This is a genomic window from Lactobacillus sp. PV037, assembly GCF_014522345.1.
GTDB lineage: Bacteria > Bacillota > Bacilli > Lactobacillales > Lactobacillaceae > Lactobacillus.
In genome coordinates this window covers 1305986-1324042 of record NZ_CP041987.1, presented here as the reverse complement: position 1 = coordinate 1324042, position 18057 = coordinate 1305986, and the positions used below count along the sequence as shown (strand labels likewise).

Here is an 18057-nt window from a genome sequence, read left to right as displayed (position 1 = left end):
ATCATAGTTATAGAAGTAGTTGCTTGATTCAGAGTTCAGAGAACTAGCGGTAGGTGAAAGCTAGGCAGGTCAAGGTTTAAACGAAATACGATGGAGTTGTTTCCTTAAAGACAGATGAGAGGCATAGGTAATATGCAAATGTGGGTGGTACCACGGCTAAATTAGTAATTAAGTCGTCCCTAGTCTATTCGACTAGGGACGTTTTTTATGGAGGAAATTATGGCAAAATTTGATATCTTAGAAGACTTACAATGGCGTGGAGCTATTAATCAAGAAACTGATGCAGAAGGATTACGTGATTATTTAAAAGAACATGATGATTTGGCCTTATACTGTGGAACTGATCCAACTGGTGATTCACTTCACATCGGTCACTTAATTCCCTTTATGATTTTGAAGAGATTCCAATTGGCAGGTTATCACCCAGTAATTATTATTGGAGGGGGAACTGGCGCAATTGGTGATCCTTCTGGTCGTAAAACTGAAAGAACCCTTCAAAGTGCAGAACAAGTTCATAAAAATGAAGAAGCTCTAACTGCTCAAATGAAGAAGCTTTTTGGTACAGAAAACTTTGAAATTGTGAACAACAATGAGTGGCTCGGTAAGATGAATTTGGTTGACTTTTTACGTGATTACGGAAAGTATTTCCAAATTAATAACATGTTAAACAAAGATGTTGTGGCTTCTCGTTTAGAAAACGGAATTTCGTTTACTGAATTCACTTACCAAATTTTACAAGCGATTGATTTTTACCACTTAAATAAAGACCACAATGTTCAACTTCAAATTGGTGGTAGTGACCAATGGGGAAATATTACTGCTGGGATCGATTTAATTCATAAATTAGAAGGAAATGATAAGAAGGCTTTCGGCTTAACAATTCCATTAATGCTTAAAAGCGATGGTACTAAATTTGGTAAATCTGCTGGTGGTGCGGTATGGCTCGATCCTGAAAAGACAAGTCCATTTGAATTTTATCAATTCTGGCTCAATCAAGATGACCGTGATGTAATCAAATACTTGAAGTACTTTACTTTCTTATCACGTCAAGAAATTGAAGAGCTTGAAGAAAGTGTAGAAAAGGAACCTTGGAAGCGTAAAGCTCAAAAACGTTTAGCTGAAGAAGTTACGAAGTTTGTTCATGGTGAAAAAGCTTTGCAAGAAGCACAATACATTACTAAGGCACTCTTTAGTGGTGAAATTAAAGATTTGACTACTGAACAAATTGAACAAGGCTTTAAGAATGCACCAAGTGCTGAAGCTCCAAATGAAAGTAAAAACTTAATCGATTTCTTAGTTGAAACTAAGATTGAACCTTCTAAGCGCCAAGCACGTGAGGATGTTAAAAATGGTGCAATCTATGTAAATGGCGAAAGAATCCAAGACATGGACTATGTGGTAGATCCAACTGATAATTTTGATGGTAAGTTTGTAATTATTAGAAAAGGTAAAAAGAAGTACACTTTAGTGAGAATTAAATAATGAAAAAGATTGGAAATTTCCAATCTTTTTTAATTTTTCTTCGTTAAAATCTTGTTTATTAAAAGTTTTTATCATATACTTACAATAAGATTAAAAAATAGATAAAAAATTAATAATTTACAAGAAAGGGGTTAATAAGGATGAGACCCAAAAAGCTTATTGCCAGCATTGGTGTATTGTGTCTGGCAGCCGTTGGCTTGAGTGCGTGTAGTTCTTCCAATTCATCAAGTAAAGATAAACAAGAAATAACATGGATGGATGCAGCTGAAATTCCAACAATGGATATTTCAAAAGCAACTGATAATACCAGTTTTAACCAATTGAATAATGTGATGGAAGGATTATATCGCTTAGGAAAAGATGAAAAAATTGAGAATGCTTTAGCCACTAAAACACAAGTATCACAAAATGGTAAAAAGTGGGTCTTTACCTTACGTAAATCTAAATGGTCTGATGGCACTCCGTTAACTGCTAAAGACTTTGTTTATTCTTGGCGCAGAACGGTAAATCCAGCTACTGGTTCGCAATATGCTTATTTATTTGAAGGTATCAAAAATGCTACAGATATTACAGCAGGTAAAAAGCCAGTTTCCAGTCTTGGAGTCAAAGCAGATGGGAAATATAAACTTGTGGTAACACTTGATAAACAAGTACCATACTTCAAACTTTTGATGGGATTCCCATTATTTTTCCCACAACAGGAAAAAATGGTAAAATCTGCTGGTTCAAAGTACGGAACGGCTTCAAAATATGTTGCTTATAATGGTCCATTTGTACAAACCGGTTGGTCAGGTGCTAACTTATCTTGGAAATTAAAAAAGAATAAGAATTATTGGGATAAAAAAGCAGTTAAATTGAATACAATCAATTATTCAGTTCAAAAGACTACTTCAACGGCTTACAATATGTATCAATCTAATATGCTAGATGCAACTAAGTTGGATGCAGAACAAAGTAAACACTTAAAAGAAGATCCCGGTTACACTGTTCGTAATAGTGCGTCAACATTTTATTTGCAGTATAATCAAGCTAAACTTAAAGCTCTAAGAAATACCAACTTACGTCGTGCAATTTCAATGGCTGTAAATCGTCAAAGCTTAGTAAAAATTCTAGGTGGAGGTAATACAGCAGCTAACAGTTTGACAGCTAAGAACTTAGCTAAAGTTGATGGAGTAGATTTTTCATCAACTGTTTCAGATAATGGATATGATGCTTACAACCCAACTGCAGCTAAGAAGTTATTTAAACAAGCATTAAAAGAATTAGGTACTAAGAGTATTAGCTTAACAATTCTTTCTGATGATACCGATGTAGCTAAAAAGACCACTGAAACACTTCAAAGTCAACTTGAATCAACACTACCAGGAATGAATATTAAAACTCAAAATGTACCATTTAAGACACGTTTGAGCAGATCAACAGCTGGTGACTTTGATATTGTTGTTTCAGCCTGGGGAGCAGATTTTGCCGATCCAATTTCATTTGATGATTTGTTCACTTCAAACAATGCTAATAACAATGGTAAATGGAAAAACAAAGAATATGATCAATTAATTGAAGCTTCCAAGAATACTACAGATCAAAAGCAACGTTGGAAGGACTTAAGACAAGCCGAAAGCTTATTACTTGATCAACAAGGAGTATCACCTCTTTACTACCAAGGAGAAGCTTGGTTAGTACGTCCAGATATTAAAGGTATTATTTATAACTCTGCTGGAGCAAACTATAATTTTAAGAATGCATACGTTGCAAAAAATTAAACTGACACTGTAAGAAATTAGGAAATAAACTTCTGGTTTTTCTTAGGGTGAGGATTAATTAAAGGAGAACTTATGACAAAGTTTATATTAAAACGTGTATTTTATATGTTTCTAACACTCTTCATTGTGGCTACGGCAACTTTCTTCTTGATGAAAGCAATGCCAGGTTCACCATATGCCAATGAAGCAAAAATGACTCTCACCCAGCGTCATATTATGGATGAACAATATGGATTAAATAAACCAGTTATTGTTCAATACCTAATTTATTTAGGTTCAATGTTTAAGGGCGATTTCGGAACTTCATTCCAATATGCAAATCAATCTGTTTCAAGTTTAATCTTGCCAAGACTTGCTGTTTCAATGCAATTAGGATTACAGGCAATGGTTTTAGGAGTAGTTGTTGGAGCCTTTTTAGGGGCAGTAGCTGCAATTAAACAAGGTACTTGGGCAGATTCTGGTGCGACAGTTTTGGCCATTATTGGACGTTCTGTACCTAACTTTGTGTTAGCAGTTATTTTACAATACTACATTGGTTTAAAGTTAGGTTGGTTCCCAATTGCAGGTTGGGGTTCATTTGCCCAAACAGTATTGCCTACTATTGCATTGGCAGTAGCCCCAATGGCCGAAACAGAACGTTTTGTGAGAACAAGTATGGTTGACAATATGAACCAAGACTATGTTGAATTAGGGCGTGCAAAAGGTTTTAGTAGAATGGAAGTTGTACGTAAGCACGTAATGCGTAACAGTATGATTCCAATCGTAACTTTACTTGGACCTTATACTGTAGCATTGATGACTGGTTCAATGGTTATTGAAAATATTTTTAATATTCCAGGTATCGGTGAACAATTTGTTAAATCAATTTTAACTAATGACTACCCAACAATTATGGGAGTAACAATGGTTTATTCCATCGGACTAGTAGTAGTTTTATTAATTACTGATATTATTTATGGCTTAATTGATCCAAGAATTAGATTACAAGGAAATGAGGGATAAGGACAATGCAAGAAAAAGAACATTTAAATGCAGATTCTTTTGCACCATTAGCGCCTGAAGAGACACAAAGTAATGAAAATATTGTTGGTCCATCTCTCACTTTTGGACAAAGTGTTTGGCTTCAATTAAAAAAACGCAAAGCTGCCATTGTTTCAGCAATTGTAATTATTTTAATGGTGTTAGTTTCATTTGGGTCAACACCATTTATCAATAACAATACGTTAGTTAAATCTCAACCACAATATGCTAACTTACCAGCAAAAGTTCCAGGATTTAGCGCAATTAATGGACTGAATGGTAAATTAAAAGAAAATGGTAAGTGGGTTGATGTTTATGCCGAAAATAATGTTCCAAAAAATAAATATTTTATTGCCGGAACTGATTATTTAGGTCGACCACTTGCACCAAGAATTATTTATGGAACAAAAATTTCTCTAATTGTTGCCTTTGTAGCTGCTTTATTCGATTTAACGATCGGGGTAATTTATGGAATTATCTCAGGTTGGAAAGGTGGAGCAGTCGATAATGCGATGCAGCGAATTATTGAAATTATTTCCTCCATTCCTAACTTGGTTATTGTTGTATTAATGCTAGTAGTTTTAAAACCAGGGATGATGTCAATTATTTTGGCAATTGCCATTTCATCATGGACCACCATGGCACGACAAATTCGGGCTGAAACATTAACTTTGAAGAATCAAGAATATGTTTTGGCAGCAAAGAACTTAGGACAATCAGGTTGGAAGATTGCTTGGAAGCACTTAGTGCCAAACTTATCAAGTTTAATTATTATTCAAATGATGTACACAATCCCAACAGCAATTTTCTTTGAAGCATTCTTAAGTTTCATTGGGATCGGTATCTCAGCTCCACAAACATCACTTGGTGTTTTACTTAATGAAGGACAAAAGAACTTCCAATTCTTACCATATCAAATGTGGTTCCCAGCAATTGTTTTATGTATTTTGATGATTGCTTTTAACTTATTAGGTGATGGTTTACGTGATGCACTTGATCCAAGAACTAGAAGAAACTAGAAGGTAGGTAAAAATGGCTGAAAATGTTTTAGATGTAAAAAATTTAAAAATTAACTTTAATACGTACGCTGGTAAAGTAAAAGCCATTCGTAATGTTTCTTTTAGCTTAAAACCAGGTGAAACGTTAGCAATCGTAGGAGAATCTGGCTCAGGTAAATCTGTAACTACTAGAAGTATTATGGGATTACTTGCTCAAAATGCAGAAATTGCTGGTGGAGAAATTAATTTTCATGGCAAAAATCTTTTAGAAAACAAAGAAAAAGATTGGCGGCAAATACGTGGAAATGAAATTGCAATGATTTTCCAAGATCCAATGACTTCTCTTGATCCGACAATGAAAATTGGCCAACAAATTGCCGAGCCACTAATTAAACATAAAGGCGCAAGTAAAAAAGAAGCTTGGGCTAAGGCTTTGGAAATGATGAAAGCAGTTGGTATTCCTGATGCTGAAAAAAGAATTAATCAATATCCTCACCAATTTTCAGGTGGGATGCGACAGAGAATTGTGATTGCAATTGCTTTGATTTGTGAACCAGAAATATTATTAGCTGATGAGCCAACTACTGCTCTTGATGTGACAGTACAAGCAGAAATTTTGGACTTAATGAAGGATTTACAAAAGAGAGTTAAGACTTCAATTATTTTTATTACCCACGATTTGGGAGTGGTTGCTGGAATTGCAGATCGAGTAGCAGTAATGTATGCCGGCGAAATTTTAGAATATGGAACAGTAGAAGAAATCTTTTATCATCCACAACACCCATATACTTGGGGATTAATGAACTCTATGCCAACTCTTGAAAGTGAAGAGCTAGAATCAATTCCAGGGACCCCTCCTGACTTACTTGATCCTCCTAAAGGAGATCCTTTTGCACCAAGAAATAAATATGCAATGAAAATTGATGTTGAGAAAAAACCACCATATTATAAAGTGACTGATTCTCATTATGCAGCTACTTGGTTATTGCATCCAGATGCTCCTAAAGTTACCCCGCCAAAAGAAATTTTGCGTCGTTGGAAAAAATACGACGAGAAACACTCTAAAAAGGAGGAAAGCTAATGGACGAGAAAAAAAAGATTTTAGAAGTAAAAAATTTAAAGCAATACTTTAAGTCTGGTTCAAACACTGTTAAAGCAGTTGATGATGTTAGCTTTCATATTTATGAAGGAGAAACTTTTGGTTTAGTAGGAGAATCTGGTTCTGGTAAAACTACTACAGGAAGAAGTATCTTGAAGTTATATGAACCAACTGCTGGAGAAATCATTTTTGAAGGTAAGAATATTCATGACTTAAAAAAACGGAAAGATCTTCTTTCATTTAGAAGGGATGCACAGATGATTTTCCAAGACCCTTACGCATCTTTAAATCCAAGAATGACTGTTGAAGATATTATTGGAGAAGGTCTGGATATTCATGGTTTAGTTAAAAATAAGGCAGAACGTCGTGCACGTGTTGAAGCTTTACTAGATGAAGTAGGATTAGATAAAAAACATGCCACTAGATTTCCTCATGAGTTCTCCGGTGGTCAACGCCAAAGAATTGGGATCGCACGTGCGTTAGCTGTAGAACCTAAATTTATCGTAGCTGATGAACCTATTTCTGCTTTGGATGTTTCTATTCAAGCCCAAGTTGTTAACTTAATGAAAGAATTGCAGCAAAAGCAAGGACTAACCTACCTCTTTATTGCCCATGATTTATCAATGGTTAAATTTATTTCTGATCGAATTGGAGTCATGCGTTACGGAAAGCTACTTGAAGTAGGACCTGCTGATGATGTTTACAATAATCCTCTTCATCCATATACACAAAGTCTCATCTCAGCGGTTCCGATTCCAGATCCTGAAATTGAAAAAAATCGCAAACGAATTGATTATGATGGTAATTTGGAAAGTGATGGCCAAGAAAGAACGCTTCATGAAGTAGTTCCTGGTCGATTTGTTCGTTGTACTGATGAAGAAGTAGAGCATTATCGTCAATTAGCTTTGAATAACTAAGAATCCATCCATGAAGATGGATTTTTTTATTATGTGGTAAAATATAGGTGCTGCTTTAGCTCAGCAGGTAGAGCACCGCCGTGGTAAGGAGGAGGTCCCCAGTTCAAATCTGGGAAGCAGCTTTGAAAGAAGGAAAGAAAATGAGACATGAATTATCTTTTGAAGAAATAGCACAATTTCAGCAAGATTTTGAGGCAAGTAAGCAAAATAAACTTGCTACTTTGGCTGTAGTAAATAATGGTGTGAAAAAGGCTAGTTTGAATGAAGCGGCTGTAAGGAGTTTAAATCGAACTTTTTCAATTGAAATTCCTACAGATAATGTTACTGATCAAAAGCAATCCGGAAGATGTTGGCTTTTCGCTACTTTGAATGTTTTGAGACATCAATTTGCCAAAAAATATCAAGCAAAGAATTTTACCTTTTCACAAGCTTATTTATTTTTCTGGGATCGTATTGAGCGCGCAAATATCTTTTTTAATAATATTATCGCAACTGCTGATAAAGATTTAGATGATCGTACTGTTCATTCTTATTTTCAGGCACCAGATACAGATGGTGGTCAATGGCATATGGCGATTTCTTTGATTAGAAAATATGGATTGGTTCCTACTTATGCTTATGGTGAAAGTTTTACTGCCAATAATACTGCTAGTTTTAACCAAGCTTTGAATATGAAATTACGTGAAGATGGTTTGGTGTTAAGGAAATTAGTTCAAGCTGGAAAAGATAAAGAAGTAGAGCAAAAACGCCAAGAATTCTTGAGTGAAGTCTATCGGATGGCAGTTATTGCTTTTGGCGAACCAGTAAAAAAGTTTGACTTAGAATTCAAAAATGATAAAGGTGAGTACCTTTTTGAGGAAAATTTAACTCCTCAAGATTTCTTTAGAAATTATTTGATAGATGATTTGGATGACTATGTCGTCTTATTTAATGCTCCTGATCATGAATATGATAAATTATATGCTTTACCATTTGAAGATAACGTTGAAGGTGGCACTCCAGTGCAGTTCTTAAATACTAAAATTGAAAATCTTAAGGAGGCAGCAATTGCTCAATTGAAGGCTGGTGAAACACTGTGGTTTGGATGTGATGTAGGTAAACAAAGTGACCGCCAACAAGGAATCTTAGCAGCTGATCTGTATGATACAGATTTAATATTTGATATTGAGACTAAACTTTCCAAAAAAGAGCGTCTCCAAACGGGAGCAAGTGGTTCAACTCATGCTATGACTTTTGTTGGAGTAGATGTAGTTAATGGCAAGCCGCGTCAGTGGAAAGTAGAAAACTCCTGGGGAAGTAAGGTTGGTGATAAAGGCTACTTTGTTATGAGCGATAATTGGTTTGATGAATATCTTTTTAAAGTTGTAGTTAAAAAGAAATTTCTTCCAAAGAAACTAGTAGAAATCGCTCAAGGACCAGCCACAGCAGTTAAACCTTGGGATTCAATGGCATAAAGTGAAGTAAGAAGTAAAAGTAGGAAGTAAAAATGAAAAAGAATTTATATGGTTGGGGTGTCTTAATTTTAATGCCACTTTTTTTAACAGGATGTGGTAATAAACAGGCAGCAACTTCACCTCAAGTTTCTCATTCCAGTAAGGTTAATAAAAAAGCCACTACTAGTTCGAAGCCGGTAAAAAGTGTTGCCAAAACTTCATTTGATAGAGTAGTGGATGATACTCTAAAACGACATAAATACTCTGGAAAAATGACCAAAGAGGATTTTACGGTTAGCCAAATTGGTAATCAATTTGATGTACAAGAAAAAGAAACAGGAACAATCGTTAGCCACTATATTAAGAAAAATGGCAAATTATATTATCAAGATGTAACCACTAATAAACTGGAAGAGGTCAAATAATGGTCTATTTTCAAAAGATGACGCCACAAGGTTATCAAGAAATTGAGGAAGAAATTTCAAGATTAAAAAGGATCGGCCGCGGCGGATTAAAATCCTCCAGGAAGCTCGTAGTCTAGGAGATTTGTCAGAAAATTCTGAATATACAGAAGCCAAAAGAGATTTAGGTCACTTAGAAAGTAGGCTCCGTTATTTAAATAAACAATTGAAATATGCCCAAGTGATTGAAAAAAATGACAGTGGAGAAGTAGATCTTGGTTCAACAGTAGAACTTTTATTTGAAGGCGAAGAAGAAAGTGATACTTATCAGGTTGTAGGGCGCATGGAAGCTGATCTTGAGAAGGGAAAGGTATCATTTGATTCACCTTTAGGACAAGCGATTATGAAACAAAAGGCTGATACACTTGTGACAGTTGAGGCCCCAGCAGGAAGTTATCAGGTTAAAATTTTAAAAGTTGAGTAAACTTAAAAGTATATATTAATTTATACTTGTAAGCGCTTGAAAAAAGTACTATGATTAGCTTGTTGTTAAAGTCTGTTATTTAACTTAAAAGACAGAAATAATTACATGGTCAAAATTTTTGTTTCGATTTTGCTTATGATTTATGAGTAGAAAGTTAGTTTGATAACGCATGGTTTTGCAACATAGAATTTCTACATTAGGAAGCATATGATATGAATAAGATAGGCTAATAAGTTATGTAAAAAGTAGGGGGAATTATGTAACTTAATGCCTAATGTGGGAAGTTATATAGTTAAAATTAAAAAGGTGACTGAAAGTAGTCACCTTTTTTGTTTAATTGAAATTATCGTTATAAAGAATAGTATAAGTAACATCATCAAATTTATTTCTAATAGTTGAATAGTTAATAGGTTGGCCAGTACTTAGCCAAATAATCTGCTCCAGCTCTAAAATTGGATCATTTCTTTTGGCATTAAGGTAAGTAATGTCATTTTCTTCAGTTTTGCAGGCACGAATACGGCGATAGGAAGTAGCCAAAGTTAAGTGTAAGGCATCAGTAAAATAGCCATATAATGATCCAGATAGAGCTTCTTTGTTAATTTTAGGGACGATGCTTAAAGGGATAAAGAGATGTTCTAAAAGCAAAGGGTTATTTTTAAACATTCGTAAACGCAGAATATTATAAACGGGGTCATGATCTTGAATGAAAAGGTTCTCTTGAACTTCTTGATTGGGAAACTCAATTGAAAAATTAATAAGTTTAGTGGAAATATTTTCTTGCCCAAATGTTTTATCAATATCGTGAAAACTATTTATTGGGTGGTCATTCTTTCTTTCAATGGGCACCTCACTCAAAACTACTGTGCCATAACCAGAACGCTTATAAACATAACCTAATCGCTCCAAGTAATCAATAGCTTTCTTTACAGTTAAACGACTAACATTCAGTTCTTGGGCCAGCGCCTCTTGATCAGGAAGGAATGCCTGAGGAGGATAAACTTTATTTTTAATCCGATCTTCGACGATACTAGCAACTTGTAGATATTTGTGAATAGCCATTTTAAACTAAACTCCTTTGAATTAGTAGATTATAAATTTGCATTAACATCAAAGTAATAAGCAATGAATTATACTATTAAAGTATATAATTATTGATAACGTTTTCATTATACAACAATTAACTCAATCTACTAAGTTTAGAAGGTAAATTTCCGCTAAAAGATATATATTTTTTAGCGGAAATTTTTACTAATTGACTAGTTATTTTTTGCTTCAAAATAAGCAATAGAACCACGTAAAATAGCTTCATCGTTTAAAGTGGATAAATCTAAAATTGGAGAATGAGTAAAATGATAAGTGTGTTTTAAAGTAGTAAGTTCGTCTTCCAGTAATGGCAATAATTCTGGATGTTTAGTAATTGCACCAGTAAAGTAAATTCGTGCTGGATCTAAAGTGTGTTGTAAGTTAAAGATACCTTCAGCAAGGATGTGGAAGAATTTTTTAACAACTTCATTAGCTTGAGGATCACTAGTATTACCCAAATCAAACACTGTATTAGCATCAAAGTCTTTACCAGTGAGCTTGTTGTATTGTTCTGCCATGACATCAGGAGCCCCAATTTTTGACCAAGGAGTGTCATTAATTAAAAGTTCACCAACTTCTCCTGCAACTTTATGTGCTCCTTGCCAGAGCTGGTTATTAATGATAAAGCTACCGGAAATAATATGTTCAATTGATAAAATAATACTACTTGTAATAGGTTCTTTTTCTGACTTAATCAATCCTAGGGCAGCACTATCACTATCACTGCTTAAGGTTACTGGTACGTCGAATTCTTTTTTGAAATTATTAACTAGTGTTGTATTCTCAAGATATGAAATTCCACTTCCACCAGTGATAGTACCAGTTTGATAGTCAATAATTCCTGGAATAGAAAGAGCAATTCCTGAAATTGTCGAAGACTTTTTAATATCATTAACTGCTAAAGTAATCAATGTGTTGAATTCTTCAAGGGTTGTAGGGGTAGGGAAACTACTACTTAAGGTCAATTTATTATTTTCCCAAGTTCCAACTTTAATTTCTTGATCATTAATTTGAATTGCGACTAACATGTTAGCTCCGCTCCTTTTATTTCTTAATATAATTTCATGCTAGTTTTAAAAGTAACGAGTGTCAAAAATTTAGTCTTAAAAAATTAAGTGAAAAATGAATTTTTTGTTATAATTGAAAGATACGGGAACAATAAGGGAAGTGACAAGATTGGATCCAAATACACCTCAGTCTAAACAAGGTAATTTGGTTAGATATTGTGTATATTTAATTATTTATTTATTAGCAATTTTATGTAAAACCTGGGCAATTTGTAAAAATAAGTTTCATATTGTAGGGGCAATATTTTTTATAATTTTTGGGTTGTTTGGACTATGGTTTTATATTCGTCGCTATAATCGAGAACAAGAATTTTTTGAAGATCGAGTTTCTATTTCTTTATTAGCAGATTTTGGATTTAGTGCTGGAGTAAGTGTTATTGTAATTGGATTACGCTTTTTAACTTCCTATTGGCAAGCTCGTCACCGCTTTCCGATGACATATGTCCAAACAATGTTTTCTAATCAAGAATCAACGATTTTATTTTGGTTTTTAATTCTTGCTTTTGGAGTAATTTTACCAATTTTGCAGGTCTATCTAAGTGTTGGTTTCTTCTTTAATTATTACTTTAGAACTCAAGATATAGTTAGTTCTGTTTTTGGAATAATGGCGTCAGGAATATTTTTTGCAATTTTAAATGGACAATATTCACTTTCTTTATTTGTAATTAACAGTTTATGTGGGATGTTAATTGCCTGGTCTTATCTTTATACCCAAAATATTTTTACTCCAATATATTTAGCCATCTTGAATGGAATTTTTATGATTTTACTTATCTAAACAAAAAAGGATTACACTTTATAAAGTGTAATCCTTTTGCTTTAAGCGGATAGCGTGAATCGAACCCGCATCTTCAGCTTGGGAAGCTGACGTTCTACCATTTAACTATACCCGCGTAACGCATTTAGTATATCATAGCTAACTTCTGCGTTGCAACTCAATTTTATCTAAAGCAGGTGGAGTCTGATCCAAAGTAGCTGTAATATCTTGAGTTAACCAGGTGTTTAGCTGGTCGGGATTAAGTACAAGGGGCATACGGTCGTGAACTTGGGCATAACTTGGAGTTGGTTTGGTAGTTACCATGGCAAAGTCTTCTTTATTTCTAATTCCTGCAATAAAGGTTAAAGGAAAATCATTGTCTTTAAAGCTATATTGATCTTTGTAAGTTTTACCATTGCTTGCTTCATAGCTAGTTTTGCCAGCTTCAAAAAATTGATTGGCAACGATAATGCAGCGTCCCTTTTTAAAAGATTCATACCACATTGAATTTGGCCCAGCAAATACTTTTTCAATGCGGGCGTTAATTAAAGGACGCTTTGGATCAAATGGATTAGAATAACCCCAGTTTTTTGGAACGAAGCCCCATTTGCCAGTTGAACTTTTGGCTAAAAGTAAAGCTTGTTTTTTAGGAAAAATTTGTTGAGGAATTTGAAAATCTTCTTGGAAGTCTTGTGAAGCAACGGACAAATTGAGATCATCTTTTAAGATTCTTTGAATTTGTTTAATTGCAGGTTGTTCATAATGATTGCACATATTTTTTCCTCCATTTCTAACTTAATTCTATCAGGTTTTGTGATAGTTTAAAGAATTTGTGATTTTTGCTAAAATTAAGATTAACAGATAATTGTTGTGAGGAGAAAATTATGGCTAAAGAAATCTTATTAACTGGGGATCGCCCTACAGGGAAATTACATATCGGTCACTATATTGGTTCATTAAAAAATCGAGTAAAGCTTCAAAATGAAGATAAATATGATCCATATATCATGATTGCAGATACGCAAGCTTTGACTGATAATGCACGTGATCCTGAAAAAATCAGAAATAGTTTAATTGAAGTAGCACTTGACTATTTAGCAGTAGGACTTGATCCAGCAAAATCAACTATTTTTGTTCAATCACAAATTCCAGCACTTTTTGAATTAACAGCCTACTACATGGATTTAGTAACTGTAGCTAGATTAGAGAGAAACCCAACTGTTAAAACTGAAATTAAGCAAAAAGGATTTAAAGATTCTATTCCAGTTGGATTTTTAAATTATCCAGTTTCTCAAGCAGCAGATATTACAGCTTTTAAAGCTACTTTAATTCCAGTAGGGGATGATCAAGAACCAATGCTTGAACAAACTCGTGAAATTGTTCGTACTTTTAATCGAGTTTATAACACTGATATTTTAGTTGAACCTAAAGGTTATTTCCCACCTAAGGGGCAAGGAAGATTACCAGGGCTTGATGGAAATGCTAAGATGTCTAAGTCACTTGGTAATGCAATTTATCTTTCTGATGATGCAAAGACAGTCCAAAAAAAGGTAATGTCAATGTACACTGATCCAAACCATATCCATGTTGAAGATCCAGGCCAAGTTGAAGGAAATACTGTCTTTACTTACCTAGATGTTTTTGCTCCTGATAAAGAAAAAGTTGCTGAACTTAAAGCTCAATATCAAAAGGGTGGCTTAGGTGATGTAAAGATAAAGAAGTATCTTAATCAAGTACTCGAAGATGAACTAGGACCAATTAGACAACGACGTGAAGAATTTGCTAAGGATCCTGAAGCAGTTTATGAAATGCTATTAGAAGGATCAAAGAAGGCCAATGAAGTAGCCAATGAAACATTGCAACAAGTTCGAGATGCAATTGGGTTGAATTATTTCAAGAATATTTAGAATAACTGTGAAAAGAGTACAACGACTAATTTTAACTTTAGTATTTTTGGGATTTGGAGTTTTAAGCTTAGCAGCTAAGAACTCTGTGGTAAGTGATGAATTAGCAGTTTTTGATCAAAAAACTACTCAACTTTTAGCCCAGAGAAATACAAGTTTCCAGCGTCACCATGAAAAAGTTCATTTTGTTTTGCAAAGTAATAAAAAGGCTAAGGCGATTAAGCCCCAAGAAAATGAAATGATAATTTTTGTTACTAAAAATGCAAACAAAAGGAATGTAGAAATAAGTATGGGCAAAAACTTAGCAAGAATAATTCCACTTACTAAAAGAATGCAGATACTTCAAGCTACTAAGCAGCAACTGCGTTCAGCAGATAAAGGAACTTTTAATAGGGGTGTGCAAAGATTAATTAATATCAGTGCAACCTTAATTAATCAGCATTATCATGTAAAAGATAAAAATGATATAAGTGTGCGGCAATTGAGTAGCCTAAATACTTCAAAAAATATGAAAATACTTTGGTCACTAGCTGTGGGAATCTTTGCAATTGTTGCACTTGCATGGTACCAAAATTTTAAGATTAACCACTAAAGGGGTTGACGAATACAGCTAGAGCCTATAAAGTATTTGTATAGAAATTAATGAGCAAATAAACTGTTAGGTGAGACTCCTACGTGAACATATGCTGTCGCCCAGCAACATCCAGAGATGCCAACGGGTCAAACAGGGATCGTCGATTTAAGGCCCTCCCCAGCCAGCTAGACTTTTCTTACGTCACGTAGTGTTAAAGCTGAACGACGAGTAAAAATCGCTTGGATTTAAGACTAATACAGTTTGTGTATTAGTCTTTTTTGTTTGTTTGCTTGGTCTAGAAAGGATTTTGAGTGGTGTTCAAATTCAATACGACTAATAAGAAACAGCAGGCAAATACAAAATTAGTAAAAAGAATTGCAGAAGAAGACAAGTTTGCAACTTTACAAAGATTGAAGACATCTACTAGTGGCCTTACGCAGAGGGATGCAGAAATTCGCTTAGCCCAGCAAGGGCCAAATGAGGTGGTAACAAATCAAAGAAATAGCAAAATTCAATCTTTGATAAAATCTTTTTTTACCCCTTTTTCCGTTGTGTTAATAATTTTGGCAATAATTTCTTTTTTAGCAAATTATTTTTTAGAGCCAGTTGGTGAAAAAGATTTTAGTACTTCGATTATTTTGGCAATCATGGTCTGTATTGCAGCAGTAGTGAGATTTGTACAAGATCTAAAAACTAGTGATGCAGTCGAAGATTTAATGGAACTAGTTTCTGTTACAACAAATGTTAAAAGAAATCGAAAAAATGTAGAACTACCAACTCAAGATATTGTAGTAGGAGATATTATTAATCTAGCCGCTGGTGATATCATTCCAGCAGATATGCGGCTACTAAGAAGCAAGGACTTGTTTTGTTCTTCTGCTTCTTTAAATGGAGAATCACAACCGATTGAAAAGATAGCTAATAAAAAGCCTTCTGCTACTCAAATTAACAATTATTTAGAGTATCCTAATATTCTTTACGAAGGAACCACAATTGTTTCTGGCTCAGGGATGGGTGTTGTATTTGCGACAGGAGATAACACTGTTTTTGGCAAACTAGCTCGTACATTAGCTAAGACAAAAGTTAAACAAACAAGCTTTGATATTGGAATTAGGAAAATTTCCACATTACTTTTACTAATGACTTTAATTATCGCACCCTTAGTATTCTTGATTAATGGAAGCATTAAAGGTGATTGGAGCAATGCCCTAGTTTTTGCAATTGCAATTGCTGTTGGGTTAACACCTGAAATGCTACCAGTAATTATTAGCAGTAACTTAGTGCGAGGATCACTTGAATTATCCAAGCATGGCACAATTGTCAAAAAGATGAATTCCATTCAAAACTTTGGCTCAGCAGATATTTTGTGTACTGATAAGACAGGGACATTGACACAAGATAAGGTGGTTTTAGAACGACATTTTAATTTGGCCTTAGAGGAAAAAAAGAAGGTACTAGAATTAGCTTATTTAAATAGTTATTATCAAACAGGAATGAAGGATTTAATTGATAAAGCAATTATTGAAGCAGCCGCTGGAGAGATAGATACTAATGACATTCAATATCGCTATACTAAGATTGATGAAATTCCATTTGATTTTACTAGACGTCGAATGAGTGTAGTAGTTGCAGATGCAGAAAATGAACACTTACTTTTAACAAAGGGAGCAGCTGAAGAAATGCTGGCCTGCAGCGATCGAGTAGAGATCGATGGCAAAATTATGCCTCTTACTCAGCAATGGCAAGAAAAAATTCGCCACGAGATTAAACAGATGAATGAGGATGGTTTCAGAGTAGTTCTCTTAGGATATAAAAAGAATCCAGCACCTGTAGGTGAATTTGGGCCAGAAGATGAAAAAGAATTAATTTTAATTGGCTTCTTAGCATTTTTAGATCCACCTAAAGAAAGTGCCAAAGAAGTATTAAATAATTTACGTAAAGATGGAATTAAAGTAAAAATTCTAACTGGAGATAATGAAGCAGTTACCCGAGCAGTTTGTTTACAAGTGGGACTAAACATTGAGACAGTATATGAAGGTAGTGATTTTGAAAATAAGAGTTTTGATGAGATGAAAAAGATGGTGGAGGAATGTGACATTTTTGTAAAAGTTTCTCCAGAAATTAAGGCAAAAATTATCAATGTTTTAAAATCAAATGATCACACTGTTGCCTATCTTGGAGATGGAATTAATGATGCAGCAGCTATGCGAGTAGCAGATGTTTCAGTGTCAGTAGATGATGCAGTAGATGTTGCTAAGAAAACAGCAGATATTATTTTATTACGGAAGGATTTAAGGATTTTAGAAAAAGGGGTGCGAATTGGACGCCAAGTATTTGGAAATTCGATGAAGTATATAAAAATTACCTTGTCTTCGAATTTTGGTAATATGCTTTCAATTTTATTAGCATCATTATTTTTACCCTTTTTACCAATGTTGCCGTTACAAATTGTAGTATTGGACTTACTTTATGGGGTTAGTTGTCTCTCTATCCCATTTGATACAATGAATCCTAATTACTTGGAAGTACCACGAAAATGGCATGTAAAGAAACTGCCAAAGTTTATGCTTACTTTCGGTCCTGTTTCTTCGCTATTTGATATACTTACTTTTGGCTTTTTGTTTTATTATCTTTGTCCAAAATTAGTGGGACACTCTTATGCAGCAGCTAGTGTAAGTGAAAAAATTAGTTTTATGGCAATCTTTTGTACAGGTTGGTTTGTTGAATCATTATGGACGCAAGAAACTGTAATTTCAGTTTTGCGTGATCCACGTTTTCCTTTTTTAAAACAACATGCTACTTTACCGGTAATAATTGCTACTTTTGGAGTGGCAATTATTGGAACAATTATTCCATTCACACCACTAGCAAAAATTATGAATTTTGGCTTTGTACCACTTGAATATTTATTCTTTGTAGCTTTAATGTTAATTTTGTATATTGGATTAGCTAGTCTAGTTAAAAAATGGTACATGAAGAGGGAAAAATACTTAATTTGATGGGATTTTCTTTTACTGAGAAAATCCTTTTTGCTTCCTTGCATGCTATACTTATAGGTAAGAATTAAAGGAGGCACTA

Annotated in this window: 15 protein-coding genes, 2 tRNA genes, 1 pseudogene and 1 riboswitch; of the genes and pseudogenes, 14 read left to right on the top strand and 4 right to left on the bottom strand. The window is 34.2% G+C overall.

The features are described from left to right. Positions 1-219 precede the first annotated feature (219 nt). The 10 genes and pseudogenes from tyrS to greA all read left to right on the top strand — a co-directional run bounded on the left by tyrS (position 220) and on the right by greA (position 9594). Positions 220-1482, top strand: a complete 1263-nt coding sequence (gene tyrS / locus FP435_RS07160) for a tyrosine--tRNA ligase (protein ID WP_265483601.1) — start codon at positions 220-222, stop codon at positions 1480-1482. Between the two features lie 140 nt (positions 1483-1622). Continuing rightward, entirely contained in the window at positions 1623-3242 is a 1620-nt protein-coding gene (locus tag FP435_RS07155) for a peptide ABC transporter substrate-binding protein (protein WP_265483599.1), read from the top strand. Positions 3243-3314: 72 nt separating this feature from the next. Then, entirely contained in the window at positions 3315-4244 is a 930-nt protein-coding gene (opp3b, locus tag FP435_RS07150) for an oligopeptide ABC transporter permease (RefSeq protein ID WP_265483597.1), read from the top strand. Positions 4245-4249: 5 nt separating this feature from the next. Further along, positions 4250-5281, top strand: coding sequence for an ABC transporter permease (locus tag FP435_RS07145; protein WP_265483595.1), 1032 nt, complete (start codon positions 4250-4252; stop codon positions 5279-5281). A 13-nt stretch (positions 5282-5294) separates the two neighbouring features. Continuing rightward, positions 5295-6341: an ABC transporter ATP-binding protein gene (locus FP435_RS07140; RefSeq protein WP_265483593.1), complete on the top strand. Its 1047-nt coding sequence runs from the start codon at positions 5295-5297 to the stop codon at positions 6339-6341. Continuing rightward, the gene (locus FP435_RS07135) at positions 6341-7276 is read left to right on the top strand and encodes an ABC transporter ATP-binding protein (RefSeq protein WP_265483591.1); all 936 of its coding nucleotides are present in this window, start codon (positions 6341-6343) and stop codon (positions 7274-7276) included. The genes FP435_RS07140 and FP435_RS07135 overlap by 1 nt, the downstream gene beginning before the upstream one ends. A 49-nt stretch (positions 7277-7325) precedes the next feature. Beyond that, positions 7326-7398, top strand: a tRNA-Thr gene (locus FP435_RS07130). An 18-nt stretch (positions 7399-7416) separates the two neighbouring features. Further along, on the top strand, positions 7417-8730 hold the full coding sequence (locus FP435_RS07125) for a C1 family peptidase (RefSeq protein ID WP_265483589.1): 1314 nt from the start codon (positions 7417-7419) through the stop codon (positions 8728-8730). Positions 8731-8762: 32 nt separating this feature from the next. Then, positions 8763-9134, top strand: a complete 372-nt coding sequence (locus FP435_RS07120) for a hypothetical protein (RefSeq protein WP_265483587.1) — start codon at positions 8763-8765, stop codon at positions 9132-9134. Then, positions 9134-9594 (top strand): annotated as a pseudogene (greA, locus tag FP435_RS07115) (transcription elongation factor GreA). Before FP435_RS07120 ends, greA begins: the two are co-directional and overlap by 1 nt. 333 nt (positions 9595-9927) lie before the next feature. Here the strand turns inward: greA and FP435_RS07110 are convergent. Next, the gene (locus tag FP435_RS07110; protein WP_265483585.1) at positions 9928-10653 is read right to left on the bottom strand and encodes a GntR family transcriptional regulator; all 726 of its coding nucleotides are present in this window, start codon (positions 10651-10653) and stop codon (positions 9928-9930) included. 197 nt (positions 10654-10850) lie between these two features. Continuing rightward, the gene (locus FP435_RS07105) at positions 10851-11705 is read right to left on the bottom strand and encodes an ROK family protein (RefSeq protein WP_265483583.1); all 855 of its coding nucleotides are present in this window, start codon (positions 11703-11705) and stop codon (positions 10851-10853) included. 148 nt (positions 11706-11853) lie between these two features. On the opposite strand from FP435_RS07105, the gene FP435_RS07100 reads away from it, so the two are divergent. Next, positions 11854-12522: a type II CAAX prenyl endopeptidase Rce1 family protein gene (locus tag FP435_RS07100; RefSeq protein WP_265483581.1), complete on the top strand. Its 669-nt coding sequence runs from the start codon at positions 11854-11856 to the stop codon at positions 12520-12522. 44 nt (positions 12523-12566) lie between these two features. Here the strand turns inward: FP435_RS07100 and FP435_RS07095 are convergent. Next, positions 12567-12637, bottom strand: a tRNA-Gly gene (locus tag FP435_RS07095). A 23-nt stretch (positions 12638-12660) separates the two neighbouring features. Beyond that, positions 12661-13275 carry an SOS response-associated peptidase family protein gene (locus tag FP435_RS07090; RefSeq protein WP_265483579.1) on the bottom strand — a complete coding sequence of 205 codons (615 nt, stop codon included), beginning with the start codon at positions 13273-13275 and terminating at the stop codon, positions 12661-12663. 110 nt (positions 13276-13385) lie between these two features. Between FP435_RS07090 and trpS the strand changes: the two genes are divergently transcribed. The 3 genes from trpS to mgtA all read left to right on the top strand — a co-directional run bounded on the left by trpS (position 13386) and on the right by mgtA (position 17978). Then, entirely contained in the window at positions 13386-14408 is a 1023-nt protein-coding gene (gene trpS / locus FP435_RS07085; RefSeq protein ID WP_265483577.1) for a tryptophan--tRNA ligase, read from the top strand. Between the two features lie 7 nt (positions 14409-14415). Next, the gene (locus tag FP435_RS07080) at positions 14416-14997 is read left to right on the top strand and encodes a hypothetical protein (RefSeq protein ID WP_265483575.1); all 582 of its coding nucleotides are present in this window, start codon (positions 14416-14418) and stop codon (positions 14995-14997) included. 55 nt (positions 14998-15052) lie between these two features. Further along, positions 15053-15216: riboswitch (M-box (ykoK) riboswitch) on the top strand. A 77-nt stretch (positions 15217-15293) separates the two neighbouring features. Further along, entirely contained in the window at positions 15294-17978 is a 2685-nt protein-coding gene (gene mgtA / locus FP435_RS07075) for a magnesium-translocating P-type ATPase (protein ID WP_265484653.1), read from the top strand. The last annotated feature ends 79 nt before the right edge of the window (positions 17979-18057 follow it).

Bases quoted from the DNA above. Each gene is read 5' to 3' on its own strand.
- tyrS (WP_265483601.1), top strand. From the start codon at position 220: ATGGCAAAATTTGATATCTTAGAAGACTTACAATGGCGTGGAGCTATT.
- FP435_RS07155 (WP_265483599.1), top strand. From the start codon at position 1,623: ATGAGACCCAAAAAGCTTATTGCCAGCATTGGTGTATTGTGTCTGGCA.
- opp3b (WP_265483597.1), top strand. From the start codon at position 3,315: ATGACAAAGTTTATATTAAAACGTGTATTTTATATGTTTCTAACACTC.
- FP435_RS07145 (WP_265483595.1), top strand. From the start codon at position 4,250: ATGCAAGAAAAAGAACATTTAAATGCAGATTCTTTTGCACCATTAGCG.
- FP435_RS07140 (WP_265483593.1), top strand. From the start codon at position 5,295: ATGGCTGAAAATGTTTTAGATGTAAAAAATTTAAAAATTAACTTTAAT.
- FP435_RS07135 (WP_265483591.1), top strand. From the start codon at position 6,341: ATGGACGAGAAAAAAAAGATTTTAGAAGTAAAAAATTTAAAGCAATAC.
- FP435_RS07125 (WP_265483589.1), top strand. From the start codon at position 7,417: ATGAGACATGAATTATCTTTTGAAGAAATAGCACAATTTCAGCAAGAT.
- FP435_RS07120 (WP_265483587.1), top strand. From the start codon at position 8,763: ATGAAAAAGAATTTATATGGTTGGGGTGTCTTAATTTTAATGCCACTT.
- FP435_RS07110 (WP_265483585.1), bottom strand. From the start codon at position 10,653: ATGGCTATTCACAAATATCTACAAGTTGCTAGTATCGTCGAAGATCGG.
- FP435_RS07105 (WP_265483583.1), bottom strand. From the start codon at position 11,705: ATGTTAGTCGCAATTCAAATTAATGATCAAGAAATTAAAGTTGGAACT.
- FP435_RS07090 (WP_265483579.1), bottom strand. From the start codon at position 13,275: ATGTGCAATCATTATGAACAACCTGCAATTAAACAAATTCAAAGAATC.
- trpS (WP_265483577.1), top strand. From the start codon at position 13,386: ATGGCTAAAGAAATCTTATTAACTGGGGATCGCCCTACAGGGAAATTA.